The organism is Streptomyces sindenensis (assembly GCF_014649035.1).
Lineage (GTDB): Bacteria > Actinomycetota > Actinomycetes > Streptomycetales > Streptomycetaceae > Streptomyces > Streptomyces sindenensis.
This window is the reverse complement of record NZ_BMSG01000025.1, coordinates 99,536-115,090: the sequence shown is the minus strand read 5'-3', so window position 1 is coordinate 115,090 and position 15,555 is coordinate 99,536. Positions and strand designations below refer to the sequence as shown.

Annotated in this window: 12 protein-coding genes; 9 read left to right on the top strand and 3 right to left on the bottom strand. The window is 72.1% G+C overall.

Annotated features, from left to right (window positions below; genetic code table 11):
* The first annotated feature begins 364 nt into the window (after window positions 1-364).
* Window positions 365-1,663: an FG-GAP-like repeat-containing protein gene (locus IE145_RS24310; RefSeq protein ID WP_229825783.1), complete on the top strand. Its 1,299-nt coding sequence runs from the start codon at window positions 365-367 to the stop codon at window positions 1,661-1,663.
* A gap of 306 nt (window positions 1,664-1,969) precedes the next feature.
* Window positions 1,970-2,851 (top strand): YceI family protein, encoded by an 882-nt coding sequence (locus IE145_RS24305; RefSeq protein WP_189527566.1) that lies wholly within the window; start codon window positions 1,970-1,972, stop codon window positions 2,849-2,851.
* A gap of 27 nt (window positions 2,852-2,878) precedes the next feature.
* On the opposite strand, the gene IE145_RS24300 is transcribed toward IE145_RS24305, so the two are convergent.
* Window positions 2,879-3,124, bottom strand: coding sequence for a hypothetical protein (locus IE145_RS24300; protein WP_189527565.1), 246 nt, complete (start codon window positions 3,122-3,124; stop codon window positions 2,879-2,881).
* A 90-nt stretch (window positions 3,125-3,214) separates the two neighbouring features.
* On the opposite strand from IE145_RS24300, the gene holA reads away from it, so the two are divergent.
* Window positions 3,215-4,201, top strand: coding sequence for a DNA polymerase III subunit delta (gene holA, locus IE145_RS24295; RefSeq protein WP_189527564.1), 987 nt, complete (start codon window positions 3,215-3,217; stop codon window positions 4,199-4,201).
* A 496-nt stretch (window positions 4,202-4,697) separates the two neighbouring features.
* On the opposite strand, the gene rpsT is transcribed toward holA, so the two are convergent.
* Window positions 4,698-4,964 carry a 30S ribosomal protein S20 gene (rpsT, locus tag IE145_RS24290; RefSeq protein WP_006124350.1) on the bottom strand — a complete coding sequence of 89 codons (267 nt, stop codon included), beginning with the start codon at window positions 4,962-4,964 and terminating at the stop codon, window positions 4,698-4,700.
* 228 nt (window positions 4,965-5,192) lie between these two features.
* Here rpsT and lepA point away from each other — a divergent pair, with 228 nt between their 5' ends.
* Together lepA and IE145_RS24280 are read left to right on the top strand one after the other, a co-directional pair.
* Window positions 5,193-7,067: a translation elongation factor 4 gene (lepA, locus tag IE145_RS24285; RefSeq protein WP_065485616.1), complete on the top strand. Its 1,875-nt coding sequence runs from the start codon at window positions 5,193-5,195 to the stop codon at window positions 7,065-7,067.
* 271 nt (window positions 7,068-7,338) lie between these two features.
* Window positions 7,339-9,228: an AMP-dependent synthetase/ligase gene (locus IE145_RS24280; protein ID WP_189527563.1), complete on the top strand. Its 1,890-nt coding sequence runs from the start codon at window positions 7,339-7,341 to the stop codon at window positions 9,226-9,228.
* A 289-nt stretch (window positions 9,229-9,517) separates the two neighbouring features.
* On the opposite strand, the gene IE145_RS24275 is transcribed toward IE145_RS24280, so the two are convergent.
* Complete coding sequence (locus IE145_RS24275; protein WP_189527562.1) at window positions 9,518-10,744, bottom strand: MFS transporter; 1,227 nt, start codon at window positions 10,742-10,744, stop codon at window positions 9,518-9,520.
* A gap of 235 nt (window positions 10,745-10,979) precedes the next feature.
* On the opposite strand from IE145_RS24275, the gene IE145_RS24270 reads away from it, so the two are divergent.
* The 4 genes from IE145_RS24270 (at window position 10,980) to hemW (ending at window position 15,549) form a co-directional block, all read left to right on the top strand.
* The gene (locus IE145_RS24270) at window positions 10,980-11,453 is read left to right on the top strand and encodes a DedA family protein (protein ID WP_189527561.1); all 474 of its coding nucleotides are present in this window, start codon (window positions 10,980-10,982) and stop codon (window positions 11,451-11,453) included.
* A 63-nt stretch (window positions 11,454-11,516) separates the two neighbouring features.
* Window positions 11,517-11,903, top strand: a complete 387-nt coding sequence (locus IE145_RS24265; RefSeq protein WP_189527560.1) for a barstar family protein — start codon at window positions 11,517-11,519, stop codon at window positions 11,901-11,903.
* A gap of 149 nt (window positions 11,904-12,052) precedes the next feature.
* Window positions 12,053-14,140, top strand: coding sequence for a SpoIIE family protein phosphatase (locus tag IE145_RS24260; RefSeq protein ID WP_189527559.1), 2,088 nt, complete (start codon window positions 12,053-12,055; stop codon window positions 14,138-14,140).
* A gap of 176 nt (window positions 14,141-14,316) precedes the next feature.
* On the top strand, window positions 14,317-15,549 hold the full coding sequence (gene hemW, locus IE145_RS24255) for a radical SAM family heme chaperone HemW (RefSeq protein WP_373296628.1): 1,233 nt from the start codon (window positions 14,317-14,319) through the stop codon (window positions 15,547-15,549).
* Window positions 15,550-15,555: the final 6 nt, after the last annotated feature.

Below are 15,555 nucleotides of genomic sequence, written 5' to 3'. Positions count from 1 at the left end.
GAGGTCTTCGCCATGATCAAGCCCGGACAGCGTTAACAACGCTCGTGATCAATACACCTAGGGCCTGTCAGGTCGTGTGGCCCCCGCGACCGCTCAACTCCGTTTCAGCAGAGGGGATTTCGCACAACCATTCGAGGTGACGGCGAGTCCTACCTGTAGAGGTCGGCGAGGTGTCGCGGTTCCGGCTCCTCGCCACCGCCCGTCAGGTCCTTCCGGCTACCGCATCGATAGAGAAGAGTCCATGCGCCACTCGTACCGCTTTGCCCCTCTCCTTGCTGCCGCCCTTGCGGCCGGTCTGCTCGCCGCGACCCCCGCTCACGCGATGCCCCATGCGCCTACGGCCCCTCTCCGGGGTCAGAGCGACGTGAACGGTGACGGCTACGGTGACCTGATCACCGCCTCCGAAGCCGCAGTGTCCGGCGTTCTCGGGGCTGGTGCGATCGTCGTCAACACCGGTTCGTCCGCCGGGGTCTCGGCCGGCCGGACCCAGATCGTCTCGCAGGGTTCTCCCGGTGTCCCCGGCGCACTGGAGGAGAACGACGAGTTCGGTTCGGCGCTGGCCACGGGAGACCTGGACGGTGACGGCTACAGCGACATCGTCGCCGGCACGCCGGACGAGAAGGTGGGCGGCGACGTTGCGGGCGGTGCCGTCACGGTCCTGTGGGGATCGAGATCGGGGATCGTCGGAGGCACCAACCTCCCTGACCCGGCTCCCACCCAGCACGACCGCTTCGGCGACCGACTCGTCGTCGGTGACTTCGACGGCGACGGTCATCCCGAACTCGCCATCGGCACCAGCGGCAACGACGTGTGGATCTTCGGAGCCATCACCAGGGACGGGGCCGCGGAGCGCCGCCGACTGGCGACCGCGATCGCTCCGGAGAGCTCGGACTACTACCGCGACCTGGCGGCGGGTGACTTCGACGGCGACGGCAGGGACGATCTCGTCGTGGGGGGCCGTTACGACGAGGACGGCAGCTACGACGGCGCGTCGCTCGTCTACGACGGGGCGCTCGGCGACCCCACGGTCCTGCCGGACGAGGCGCACACCGCTGCCACGGGTGACTTCGACGCCGACGGCAGGGACGACCTGATCGTCGGGTCCCGTGACGAGAACTCGGTCACCGCCTACGCGGGCACCGCGGCGGGGCTCGGCGTCTCCGGGCGCAGGACGCTCACCCAGGACAGCCCCGGCGTTCCCGGAGGCACCGAGCCCGAGGACTCCTTCGGCGAGGAGGTGTCCGTGGGCGACATCGACGGTGACGGCTTCGCCGACGCCGCTGTGGGTGTCGAGTTCGAGACCATCGGCTCGGTTCCCAACGCCGGTGGGGTCATCGTCCTGCGCGGTTCGGCCGACGGACTCACCGGTGCCGGTTCCCAGGCCGTGCACCAGGGCACCGCGGGCGTGCCGGGCGCGAACGAGCCGTACGACCGATTCGGTGCGGCCGTACACCTGGCCGACACCAACGGCGACGCCCGCGCCGACCTGGCCGTCGGGGCTCCGATGGAGGACACGAGCAACGGAGCCGTGTGGGTCCTGGGCGGTACCGCCGACGGCGTCGGCACCTCGTACGCGACCGCTTTCTCGGCGGAGGACGTCGGGCTGTCCAAGGCCCCGTGGACGCACTTCGGCCGGTCGATGGCGGTCGGTGGCGGAGCCTGAGGCAGCGGGGTGGTGCTCCCGGCGCAGGGAGGCGCCGGGGCCCCTCCGTCTCCATCGCGCGGGTGTCGCCTCAGCGGGGGTGGGCGTGGACGCGCCTGACAGGTCAGGCCCTGCCGATGACCCGGAGAAGCATTGCACCGCGTAGCAGATATGCGCATAACTGCACAAGATCCTCCGACCTGCCCGGTTTGCCTCGAACGCCGCATCAGTGATCGAATGCATGCTCGTCGGCGGGCCGCTGATCCGACAATGACGTCCAGCTGTCAGGGCCCCGAAGTGCGAAGCTCCCCTGGGGGTAGGTAGAAGATGTTCGGCCGTTGGCTCGGAAACAGAGGCCAGGCGGGTGGGCGCGGTGGGGCCCTCGCCGGGGTCCAGGTACCGCGTACCGCGGGCGTCCTCAGCTGCCGGGTGCTGGACCCGGTCAACGAACCGGTGCGGCAGGCCGAGTTCGTCGTGACCGACAGCGTCGGCCGCAAGGTGACCGCCGGGGAGACGGACCCCTTCGGGAGCCTTCTCGCCACGGTCCCGGCCGGGGACTACCGGCTGGCGGTCAAGGCCGAGGGGTTCACCCCGTTCCACGGGGCGGCGACGGTGACCGAGGGGGCGCACGCCACCCTGGGTGATGTGACGCTCCAGGTGACGCAGCCCCCGCAGCTGCCCGACCCCGGCGACTGGGACATCGAGCCGAACCACTCGCAGATCGGCTTCACCGCCCGGCACATCGGGCTGGCCCGTATCCACGGCAGGTTCAACACCTTCGCCGGGGCCGTCCGGATCGCCGACCGCATGGAGGACTCGGCCATGCACGTGATCATCGATGCGGCGTCGATCGACACCAATGTGCAGATGCGCGACGACCACCTGCGCTCCGGCGACTTCCTCGACGTCGGCCGCTACCCGACGCTGGAGTTCTACAGCGAGCGCTTCGTCCACCGGGGCGGAAACCGCTGGGGTGTCACCGGTGCGCTGACCCTGCACGGCGTCAGCCGTACCGTGACCCTGGACACCCAGTACCTCGGTCTCGGCAACGGCCTGGAGGGCGAGACGCGCGCCGCCTGCCGGGCCACCACCGAACTGCACCGCGAGGACTTCACCCTCACCTGGCAGACCATGCTCGCTCGCGGGATCGCGGTGGTGGGTCCCAGCATCAGCATCGACCTGGACATCCAGATCGTTCCCCGGGGCTGAGCGGGCCCCGGCGGGGTCCCCGGACCGTTACGGCTTCTCCAGCCAGCCGTCGTACCCGGCGGCGAACTCGTCGAGCGCCGCCGGGTCCAGCTGCCCCGCCGCGTCCTCCACGACCACCAGCCACTGGGCGTCCTCGGCGTCGTCCTCACCGGCCAGCGCGTCCCGTACGAGCTGGGGCTCCTCGGCGACCCCGAAGCGGTCCGCCAGCTCCTCGGCCACCTCCTCGGCGGCGTCGCGGTCGGGCAGCACCAGCACATGTCTCACATCGCTCACCCGGACATTCTCCGGTACGGGAGCGGTGGCCCGTGCCCTGGGCCCTGGGCCGTCCTCGGCTGTCAGCGGGGCGTGGGATGCTGGATCGCGATGGCCACCAGGAAGAATTCCACCGACGATCCGCTCGCCCCCGTCACCCTCGCCGTTGGCCAGGAGGACCTCCTCCTGGACCGTGCGGTGCAGCAGGTGGTGGCGGCCGCGCGTGCTGCCGACGCCGACACCGACGTACGCGATTTGACGCCCGACCAGTTGCAGCCCGGCACGCTCGCCGAGCTCACCAGCCCTTCGCTCTTCGCCGAGCGCAAGGTCGTGATCGTGCGCAACGCGCAGGACCTCTCGGCCGACACGGTCAAGGACGTCAAGGCGTATCTCGGTGCCACGGTCGAGGAGATCACGCTCGTCCTGCTGCACGCGGGCGGGGCCAAGGGCAAGGGGCTGCTGGACGCGGCGCGCAAGGCCGGGGCGCGGGAGGTCGCCTGCCCGAAGACGACCAAGCCGGCCGAGCGGCTCTCCTTCGTGCGGGCGGAGTTCCGTACCCACGGGCGGTCCGCGACGCCGGAGGCGTGCCAGGCGCTGGTCGACTCCATCGGCAGCGATCTGCGGGAGCTGGCCAGTGCGGTGTCCCAGCTGATCGCGGATGTCGAGGGCACGATCGACGAGGCGGTCGTCGGGCGCTATTACACCGGGCGGGCCGAGGCGTCCTCGTTCACCGTCGCCGACCGGGCGGTCGAGGGGCGGGCGGCGGAGGCGCTGGAGGCGCTGCGGTGGTCGTTGTCGACCGGGGTTCCGCCCGTCCTGATCACCAGTGCGCTGGCGCAGGGGGTGCGGGCGATCGGGAAGCTGTCCTCCGCGCGGGGCGGGCGGCCCGCCGATCTCGCCCGGGAGCTGGGGATGCCGCCGTGGAAGATCGACCGGGTGCGGCAGCAGATGCGGGGATGGACGCCGGACGGGGTCGCGGTGGCCCTGCGGGCCGTGGCGGCGGCGGACGCGGGAGTGAAGGGCGGGGGGGACGACCCGGAGTATGCCCTGGAGAAGGCCGTCGTCGTGGTCGCCCGGGCCGCGCGGGCCGGACGGTAGCCCCTCTCGGGGCGGGGCGGGGCGGGCGGTCCGTTGGTGGGGCGGCCGCGGGGTGCGAGGCCCCATGGGATCACCGGGTCCGCCCCCAAGCGCCGGACGGGCCGGGGGGTCGCGGGACGGGCTGGATGGTGGCCCCGGACGGGCCGGAGGTGCCCCCGGACAGGCCGGGGTGCCGCCGGACGGGCTGGATGGTGGTCCCCGGACGGGCCGGGGTGCCGCCGAACGGCCGGGCGACGGCCGCCGAACGGCCCCCGACGGCCGGAGGCGCCCCCGGGCGAGCCGAACGGGCCGAACGGGGTGGCAGTCCTCGTACGCACGGCAGCCCCGGCCGCTGACCTGGGGAGATCAGCGACCGGGGCTGCCGGTCACGCTTTGGTGCGCCGCACCCGCGTGGCGAACGCAGGTTCGGTGTGCGGCGCGGGGTGCCGGTCAGGGGCGGGAGAGAGGGCCCGCTGGTCCGTCCCGGCGATCACATCAGTGAGCTTCGGGAAGAAGCTCAGGCCGACAGGGCGGCAACCTTGGACGCCAGCGCCGACTTCTTGTTGGCGGCGGCGTTCTTGTGGATGACACCCTTCGAGACAGCCTTGTCGAGCTGACGGGAGGCGTCGCGAGCGGCCGTGGTGGCCTTCTCGACGTCACCGGCAGCGGCGGCCTCGCGGGCCTTGCGGATCGCGGTCTTGAGCGACGACTTGACGGCCTTGTTGCGCAGGCGCGCCTTCTCGTTGGTCTTGTTCCGCTTGATCTGGGACTTGATGTTCGCCACGAAAGAGCCTTTTCAGGTTCGTTGGATCTTCTTTGTGAGCCCCGCCGCTCGTGAGAGCACACGAGGCACAGCTGTCCACGGTAGCAGTCACTCTCCGACCGGCCCAAACCGGTCGCTGCCCCGCAGGCGTGGGACGATGGAGCCTACGTATCGATCCGACCGACGATCCGACCGACCCGACATCGACCCGAGACACGGCGTTCGGCGTCTCAAGAATCAGGACCCTGCGTGCCCGCGACTCCTTCCAACGTGCCCGAGCCGAGCCGTACCGACCCGGCGCTGATCCGCAATTTCTGCATCATCGCGCACATCGACCACGGCAAGTCGACCCTTGCCGACCGGATGCTCCAGCTGACCGGGGTGGTCGACCAGCGGCAGATGCGTGCTCAGTACCTCGACCGGATGGACATCGAGCGCGAGCGCGGCATCACCATCAAGTCCCAGGCGGTCCGGCTGCCCTGGGCGCCCACCGAGGGTGAGGACAAGGGGCTGACCCATGTCCTCAACATGATCGACACCCCGGGCCACGTGGACTTCACCTACGAGGTCTCCCGTTCGCTCGCCGCCTGCGAGGGCACGATCCTGCTGGTCGACGCCGCGCAGGGCATCGAGGCCCAGACGCTGGCCAACCTCTATCTCGCGATGGAGAACGACCTCACCATCGTCCCGGTGCTGAACAAGATCGACCTCCCGGCCGCCCAGCCGGAGAAGTTCTCCGAGGAGCTGGCCAACCTCATCGGCTGCCAGCCCGAGGACGTGCTCAAGGTCTCCGCCAAGACCGGCGTCGGCGTGGACGCGCTGCTCGACCGGGTCGTGCGCGACGTACCGGCCCCGGTCGGTGTCGCGGACGCCCCCGCCCGCGCGATGATCTTCGACTCGGTCTACGACTCGTACCGCGGTGTCGTCACCTACGTCCGTGTCGTCGACGGCCAGCTCAACAAGCGCGAGCGCATCCGGATGATGTCGACCGGCGCCACCCACGAGCTGCTGGAGATCGGGGTGTCCTCCCCGGAGATGACCCCGGCCGACGGCATCGGCGTGGGCGAGGTCGGCTACATCATCACGGGAGTGAAGGACGTCCGGCAGTCCAAGGTCGGTGACACGATCACCTCCCTGAGCAACGGGGCGACCGAGCCGCTGGGCGGCTACAAGGACCCCAAGCCGATGGTGTTCTCCGGGCTCTACCCGCTGGACGGCTCGGACTACCCGGACCTGCGCGAGGCGCTGGACAAGCTCCAGCTGAACGACGCCGCCCTGGTCTACGAGCCGGAGACCTCCGCCGCGCTCGGCTTCGGCTTCCGCGTCGGCTTCCTCGGCCTGCTCCACCTGGACGTGGTCCGCGAGCGGCTGGAGCGCGAGTTCGGGCTCGACCTGATCGCCACCGCCCCCAACGTGGTCTACCGCGTCGAGATGGAGGACGGCACCGAGCACATCGTCACCAACCCGAGCGAGTTCCCCGAGGGCAAGATCGACAAGGTGCACGAGCCGGTCGTCCGCGCCACGGTGCTGGCCCCGAGCGAGTTCATCGGCGCGATCATGGAGCTGTGCCAGGGCCGGCGCGGCACCCTGCTCGGCATGGACTACCTCTCCGAGGACCGGGTCGAGATCCGCTACACCCTGCCGCTCGCGGAGATCGTCTTCGACTTCTTCGACCAGCTGAAGTCCAAGACCCGGGGTTACGCCTCCCTCGACTACGAGCCCACCGGCGAGCAGACGGCCAACCTCGTCAAGGTCGACATCCTGCTGCACGGCGACAAGGTGGACGCGTTCTCCGCGGTCACGCACAAGGACAAGGCGTACGCGTACGGCGTACGGCTCGTCGCCAAACTGCAGAAGCTCATCCCCCGGCAGAACTTCGAAGTGCCGATCCAGGCGGCCATCGGCGCCCGGGTCATCGCCCGTGAGACCGTCCGCGCCATCCGCAAGGACGTCCTCGCCAAGTGCTACGGCGGCGACATCTCCCGTAAGCGGAAGCTGCTGGAGAAGCAGAAGGAAGGCAAGAAGCGGATGAAGATGGTCGGCAACGTGGAGGTGCCGCAGGACGCCTTCATCTCCGTCCTGTCGACCGACGAGTCCGCGGGGGAGGGGAAGGGCAAGAAGTAGCCCTCCTCCCACCCGGCCCCCGGCCCCCGTCCGCCGAACGGCGCGAAGGGCCCTCACCCCGCAGTACCGTGCGGCGTGAGGGCCCTTTCGTTATGAAAGCGGCGGCCCGTTGCCTCTTACGTGGGGCGCGCGTGCGCTCTACTCTGATCACGCATCGTTGGTTACTCGCCAGTTAAACAAGTCGAACAAGCAGGTTGCGCAGCAGGACAGCAGCAGTAGTCGCAGTATCAAAGAAGCCGGTCGTAGCAATGCCGCAGGCCCGGAGGACGTCGTGAGCGACACACAGACCTTGATCGATAATCGGCCGCCCTCCGTGGCGTCCCTCTTCATCGACCGCGTGGCGGCGACCCCGGACGGGGAGGCGTACCGCTATCCGGTGCCGTCGGCCTCGGGCGAGGGTCCCGACGACTGGAAGTCGCTGAGCTGGGCCCAGGCCTCGGAGCGGGTCTACGGGATCGCCGCCGGGCTGATCGCGCTCGGCGTGCAGCCGGAGGAGCGGGTCGCCCTCTCCTCGGCCACCCGGGTGGAGTGGATCCTCATCGACCTCGGGGTGATGTGCGCGGGCGCCGCGACCACGACGATCTACCCCTCCACGAACGCCGAGGAGTCCGCGTTCATCCTGGCCGACTCCGAGAGCCGGATCCTCATCGCGGAGGACGCCGAGCAGCTGGCCAAGGCTCGTGAGCGCCGTACCGAGCTGCCCGACCTCGCCCATGTCGTCGTCATCGACCCGGCCGGCGTCGAGCCCGCCGAGGGCGACCCCGAGGGGTGGATCATCACCCTCGCGGAGCTGGAGGCCCGGGGCAACGAACTGCTCGCCAAGACCCCGGACGCGGTCACCGAGCGGGTCGCCGCCATCACCGCCGACCAGCTCGCCACCCTCATCTACACCTCCGGCACCACCGGCCGGCCCAAGGGCGTACGGCTGCCGCACGACAACTGGTCGTACATGGCCAAGGCCACCGTCTCGACCGGCCTGATCACCGCCGACGACGTGCAGTACCTCTGGCTGCCGCTCGCCCACGTCTTCGGCAAGGTCCTCACCTCGGGCCAGATCGAGGTCGGACACGTCACCGCGATCGACGGCCGCATCGACAAGATCATCGAGAATCTGCCGGTCGTCCAGCCGACCTACATGGCCGCCGTCCCCCGGATCTTCGAGAAGGTCTACAACGGGGTCGCCTCCAAGGCCCGTGCGGGCGGTGGCGCCAAGTACAAGATCTTCCAGTGGGCGGCGGGGGTGGCCCGCGAGTACGCCAAGGTCTCCCAGGACAACTTCCGGCGCACCGGCAAGGCGTCCGTCCCCTTCGCGCTCGGCGCCAAGCACAAGGTCGCCGACGCGCTCGTCTACTCCAAGATCCGTGAGGCCTTCGGCGGCCGGCTGCGCGCCTGCGTCTCCGGTTCCGCCGCCCTCGCCCCGGACATCGGCTACTTCTTCGCGGGTGCCGGGGTGCACATCCTGGAGGGCTACGGCCTCACCGAGAGCAGTGCCGCCTCCTTCGTCAACCCGGGCGAGGCCTACCGCACCGGCACCGTCGGCAAGCCGCTCCCCGGCACCGAGGTGCGCATCGCGGACGACGGCGAGATCCTGCTGCGCGGCCCCGGCATCATGCAGGGCTACCACAAGCTTTCCGACAAGACCGACGAGGTCCTGGAGTCGGACGGCTGGTTCCACACCGGGGACATCGGCGAGCTGTCGGCCGACGGCTACCTGCGCATCACCGACCGCAAGAAGGACCTGATCAAGACATCGGGCGGCAAGTACGTCGCTCCGGCGGAGGTCGAGGGCCAGTTCAAGGCGGTCTGCCCGTTCGTCTCCAACATCCTGGTGCACGGCGCGGACCGTAACTTCTGCACCGCGCTCATCGCCCTCGACGAACCCACCATCCTCGGCTGGGCCGCTGAGAACGGCCTGGAGGGCAAGTCGTACGCGGAGGTGGTCGCCGCCCCGCAGACCGTCGAGCTGATCGACGGGTACGTCACGCGCCTCAACGAGGGCCTGCAGCGCTGGCAGACCATCAAGAAGTTCCGCCTCCTGCCGCGCGACCTGGACGTCGAGCACGGCGAGCTGACCCCCAGCCTGAAGCTGAAGCGGCCGGTCGTCGAGCGCGAGTACCGGGGGCTCATCGACGAGATGTACGCGGGCTCGCGAGAGGCCTGATGTACGCAGGCTCGCGCGAGGCTCAGCGGCTGCGCGCGTGAACCCGTCCGGGGGCTCGGCCCCGGACGGGGACGGCGGGGAGTGCGGACCCTCAGGGGCCCGGGCTCCCCGCCCGTTTGTCGTGGACGCGCTCGTTCTCCTGCGCTCCGGGCCCGGAGCGCAACCACGGGCCGCCGCCCGCAACCACGGGCCGCCGCCCGCCGCCCGCCGCCGCCTGCCGCAGCCCGCCGCCGCCCGCAGCCCGCCGCCGCCCGCAGCCCGCCGCCGACGCCTGCCGCCCGTCGTCGTCTCAGTCCTGGCGGGCCCTCAGGACCCCGGCGAGCACCACCACCAGCACTCCGGCGGCGGGGATCACCAGCAGACCGGTGCGCAGACCGGCCGCGTCGGCGACCTGGCCGACGATCGGCGGCGACAGCAGGAAGCCCAGGCGCATGAGCCAGGAGACGATCGTCAGGCCCGAGCCGGGCTTGAGGCCGGGCAACGCGTCGGCCTCGTGCATCGCCGCGGGTACGAGGGTCGCCACCCCGAAACCGGCCAGGGCGAAGCCCAGGACCGTGCCGGGCAGCGTCGGCACGGCCAGGGCGAGACCCATACCCGCTGCGGTGATCAGACCGCCGGCCCGGGCCACGGCACGCTGGCCGAAACGGTCGACGAGGCGGTCCCCGATGACGCGTCCGATGAACTGGGCGCCCACCAGAGCGATGAACCCCCAGGCGGCGAGAGCCGCGGAGGCGTCCAGGGCGTCGCTCAGATAGAGGGCGGCCCAGGAGCTTCCCGCGTCCTCCACGAGCGTCCCGGCCGTGGCGATCAGGACGAGGGCTGCCAGCACCACCCCGACGCGCGAAGTGCCGCGCGCCCCCGCTGCGGCGAGTCCTTCCGGGCCGGTCTTCTCCGCGCTCGTCCCTTCCGGGCCGGTCTCCTCCGGCTCGTTGTCCGGCCCCGGGAGACAGAAGCGCAGCGCGGCCCCGGCGGTGGCGACGAGGACGACGGCCGAGACCGCGAGGTGGACCCCGAGGGACAGGCCCAGCGCCATCGCCCCCGCCGCCATCAGCCCACCGGTGACCGCGCCGATGGACCAGACCGCGTGGAAGGAGTTGAGGATGGACCGCCCGTAGAGCCGCTGCACCCGAAGCCCGTGCGCGTTCTGCGCCACGTCCGTCAGCGCGTCCATGGCTCCGGCCAGGAACAGGGCGGTCGCGAACAGGGCGACCGACGGGGCCAGACCGGCGGCCAGGATCCCCGCACCCGTCAGCAGGGTCCCGAGAACCGCGACCCGCGCCGAGCCCATGCGGCGGATGAGCAGCCCCGCCGCGAGACCGGCCGTGATGGCCCCGGCCGGGAACGCGGCGACCGCGAGACCGTAGGCGCCGTTGCCGATCGCCAGATCCTCCTTGATCTGCGGATACCTCGGCAGCAGATTGGCGAACAGGGCCCCGTTCGTGAAGAACAGGACGGCTACGGCGGCCCGCGCGTGGCGTGCGGCGGGGAGAGGCCGTGTCTCGGTGTCGACGGTCATGCGGATGACCCTAGCTCCAGAGCGTACGAACGTACACTCATCCCGCGATGAATTCCGACCGATGGGTAGGTATCTCCTTCCGGGCGACGGTCAGGGGCCGGTGACCGCCCTGTGCCCGTCCGGTTAGGCTGGCCTTGCCTGGTGTGGCACCCGGCGGACGGAACAGGCAGAGGCGGGGCGCAGGTGAGAGACGGTGACCGGGCTCGGGCCCGGCGTGCGCCCGGGGTGAGGCGTCGTGGATAAGATCGCGCTCGCGGCCGGAGCCCTGTACGTCATCGTCCTGTTGCGGGCCGGCGGGACCTTCGCCGTCGGGTGGCTCGCCGGAGCCGGCGCCCGGCGCAGCAGGTTCGCCGCGCGGACCTCCTCGGCGAAGTTCCGGCGCGCCGAGCGGGCGATCCAGCGGTGGGGCGCGCCGGTGGTGGCCGTCTCCTTCCTGACGGTCGGGTTCCAGACCGCCGCCAACTTCCTCGCGGGCAGCATGCGTATGCCCCTGTCGCGCTACCTCCCGGCCCTGTTCGTGGGCGGAGCCGCCTGGGCGCTGATCTACGCGACCGCCGGCTTCGGCGTCCTCAAGGGGCTGGGGCGGCTCTTCGCCGAGCAGACGGCCCTCGGGGTGGCCGGCGTGGTGGCCCTCCTGCTCGCGGTGGGCGGAGTGGTGGTGTACCGCAGGCGGCGTGCGATGGCGGCTCCGTCCTCCGACAGCGGCTGAGCCCGGCGCCCGGCTCGGACGGAACGCGCCGACCGGCCGTGGGCCAGGGCCTAGCCTGACGCCATGACGACGATCTACGTGGTGGACGGTCGACGCATCCGTACGCTCGAAGACTTCTGGCTGGTCATGGGCGAGGCCGTCAACGGGCCCGGGGGCTACTTCGGCCGGGGCCTCGACAGTTTCGCCGACTGTCTGCGCGGCGGATTCGGTACGCCGGAGGACGATGACTTCGCCGTCGATTGGCACGACCACGTCGAGTCCGCGCGTGCGCTCGGGTATGCGGAAACCGTCCGGCACCTGGAGATTCGGCTGAGCCGCTGTCACCCGGCGAACCGCCCCTCCGTTGCCGAGGAACTTGCCGCGGCGCGCGACGGCGAGGGGCCGACCGTCTTCGACCGGCTGGTCGAGATCTTCGAGGACGAGGCCCCCGGCGTGCTGCGGCTCCGCTGAACACGGCCGGGACTTCCGGCGCGTGCCTGTCGCAACCCGTCCCGCGCGTTCGAATCTGCCCGATTTTCTGCTCACTTCCGTAACTCGGTGCTTACGGGTGCGGCCGGTCTGTCACTCTGTCGGTGTCGTCCGACCGTAGGAGCCGCCCCGTGGCGCCCGTTCCCTTGCAGCGGGACACCGTGCAGCGTCCCGGCACCACCCGTGCCGGGGGCGCGCGCGGCCCGCGTCCGGCCAGTCGCACCAGCCTGCCCGGGATACCGCTCGCCCCCTCCGCCGCCCGGCGGTTCGTGCGGGCCGCGCTCGCCGAGTGGGCCGGGCTCGGGGTGCCCGCCGCCGTGGGCTTCAGCGACCGGCTGGCCGACGACGCGGTGACCGTCACCAACGAGCTGGTCACCAACGCCGTCGTGCATGCGGGCACCACCGTCGACCTGGTCCTCAGGCTGGAGGAGGGGGGCGGTGACGAGCCGTCCGCCGCCCTCGTCCTGGAGGTCACCGATCACCACCCGGCCCGCCCGGTCAGCGGCGACGAACCGGAGCCCGGGCCGGAACCGGACGCGCCGGTCGCGGGGGAGCTGCCGGACCCCGCCGAATACGGGCGCGGCCTCCAGCTCGTCGCCACCCTCGCCGACTCCTGGGGCATCACCTACCGCACCGGCCTCAAGACCGTCTGGGCCCGCCTCCCCGTCGACGACTGGAGCGCCCCGCCGGCCCCGCCCGACGGGGAGGCCCTCCGCCGCGGCCTGCGCGCCGCCGAGATCCTCGCCCCCGCCGCCCGGCGCACCGAGCGCGACGACGCGGTCTGGGACAGCCGGGGCGCACCCGCCTTCCTCGCCGAGGCGTCCGACCTCCTCGCCGGGCAGCTCGACGAGGACCTGGTGGCCGCCATAGCGGGTCAGCTGCTGGTGCCCCGGCTCGCGGACTGGTGCGCGATCTGGCTGGAGACCGAGGGCGGCGGACCGGCCGCCGAACCCCGGCTGGCCCGGGTCTGGCACAGCGACGAGACCGGCACCGAGCCCCTGCGCACCGCCCTGGAACGGGCCCCGCTCTCCCTGCCCGCCGGGGCAGGCTCCGGGCCCGTCGCCGTGCCCTGGCCGCCCGTACGCCCCGGCCACCCGGCCGATCAGGCCGTGAGGCCCGGGGAGCACGGGGGCCCCGGGAAGCACGGGGAGCCCGGGAAACACGGGGAGCCCGGGAAGCACGGGGAGCCCGTGTTGGCCGGGAGCCCCGGGGAGGCCGGGAGCCCCGGGGGAGCATCGTCCCCGCACCCCGGCGGCCGGGACGGGGCCGCGCTCGCGTTCCGGATCACCGCGGGCGGCCGGGCGCTCGGGACCGTCCTCGTCGGCCGCGAGGGCGTCACCCGGGTGCCCGAGACCGTCGCCTCGCTGATCGAGGACTTCGTCCGCCGCCTCGGCCTCGCCGTCGGCGCCGCCCGCGCCTACACCCGGCAGGCCACCATCAGCCGGATCCTCCAGCGCGGCCTGCTTCCCAGCAAGGTCGCGGACATCCCCGGCGTCACCAGCTCCCTCGTCTACGAACCGAGCGACGACGGCGTGGTCGGCGGTGACTTCTACGACATCTTCCCGTGCCCCGGCGACCGCTGGTGCTTCGTCCTCGGCGACGTCCAGGGCTCCGGTCCCGAGGCCGCCGTCGTCACCGGCCTCGCCCGCCCCTGGCTCCGGCTCCTCTCCCGGGAGGGCTTCGGCGTCGGAGAGGTCCTGGACCGGCTGAACCGGCTGCTCCTCGACGACGCCATGGAGGCCGCCGAGGCCGCCGCCCTGATGGTCGCCGCCGCCGGGGGCCAGCAGCTCCACGACGGCACCCAGTCGCGGTTCCTCTCCCTGCTGTACGGAGAGGTCGTGCCGCTCCCCGACGGCGGGGTCCGCTGCACGGTGGCCAGCGCCGGGCACCCGCTGCCCCTGCTGCTGCGCCCCGACGGCTCCGTACGCCCGGCCGCCGAGCCCCAGGTGCTGCTGGGTGTCGTGGAGGACGTGGCGTACGAGAGCCAGGTCTTCGACCTCGCGCCCGGCGACACCCTGCTCTGCGTCACCGACGGGGTGACCGAGCGGCGGTCGGGCCCGCTCATGTTCGACGACGGGGACGGGCTGGCCCGGGTGCTCGCCGGGTGCGCCGGGCTGCCCGCCGAGGCCACCGCCGAGAAGATCCGGCGCGCGGTCCACGCGTTCGCCGAGCAGCCCCCGGACGACGACGTGGCCCTGCTGGTCCTGCACGCGGACTGACGCGGACCGGGCGGACCGACGCGGGACCGGGCGGACCGACGCGGACCGGGCGGACCGACGCGGACCGGGCGGACCGACGGGTCCCGAGTCCGCCGGGACCGGGCCCCGAGTCCGCCCGGACCGGCCCTGAGTCCGCCCGGTCCGTGAAGCTCCCGCGGCGAGCGACAATGGTCCGTATGCCTTCCGTACTGCCCGATGGTGAGCCCGTGCCCGACGACGGGGCGCTGCCCCGCCATGCCCTGGAAGGCGCAGCCGACCGCCCGCTCGGCTTCTACCTGCACGTTCCGTACTGCGCCACCCGCTGCGGCTACTGCGACTTCAACACCTACACCGCCACCGAGCTGCGCGGCTCCGGCGGGGCACTGGCCTCCCGCGACAACTACGCCGTCCACCTGATCGAGGAGGTCCGCCAGGCCCGCAAGATCCTCGGCGACGACCCGCGCCCGGTCCGTACGGTCTTCGTCGGCGGCGGGACCCCGACCCTGCTGCCCGCCGCCGACCTCGTCCGGATGCTCGCCGCGATCCGCGACGAGTTCGGGCTCGCGGACGACGCGGAGATCACCACCGAGGCCAACCCCGAGTCCGTCGACCCGGCCTACCTCGAAGCCCTGCGCGAGGGCGGCTTCAACCGGGTCTCCTTCGGGATGCAGAGCGCCAAGCAGCACGTCCTGAAGATCCTCGACCGCACGCACACCCCCGGCCGCCCCGAGGCATGCGTCGCCGAGGCCCGCGCTGCGGGCTTCGACCACGTCAACCTCGACCTGATCTACGGCACCCCCGGCGAGTCCGACGACGACTGGCGGGCCACCCTGGACGCCGCGATCGGCGCGGGCCCCGACCATGTGTCGGCGTACGCCCTGATCGTCGAGGAGGGCACCCAGCTCGCCCGCCGCATCCGGCGCGGCGAGATCCCCATGACCGACGACGACGCCCACGCCGACCGCTACCTCATCGCGGACGAGACCTTCGCCGCCGCCGGGTTCCACTGGTACGAGGTCTCCAACTGGGCCACCACCGAAGCCGGCCGCTGCCTGCACAACGAGCTGTACTGGCGCGGCGCCGACTGGTGGGGCGCGGGCCCCGGCGCCCACAGCCACGTCGGCGGCGTGCGCTGGTGGAACGTGAAGCACCCCGGCGCGTACGCCCAGGCGCTCGCCGAGGGCCGCTCGCCCGGCGCGGGCCGCGAGATCCTCGCCGAGGAGGACCGGCGGGTCGAGCGCATCCTGCTGGAGCTGCGGCTGCGCGAGGGCTGCCCGCTGGACCTGCTCAAACCCGACGGCCTCGCCGCCTCCCGGCGCGCCCTGGCCGACGGGCTGCTGGAGCCGGAGCCGTACGCCGAGGGCCGCGCGGTCCTCACCCTGCGCGGGCGGCTCCTCGCCGACGCCGTCGTCCGCGACCTGGTCGACTGAGGCGGC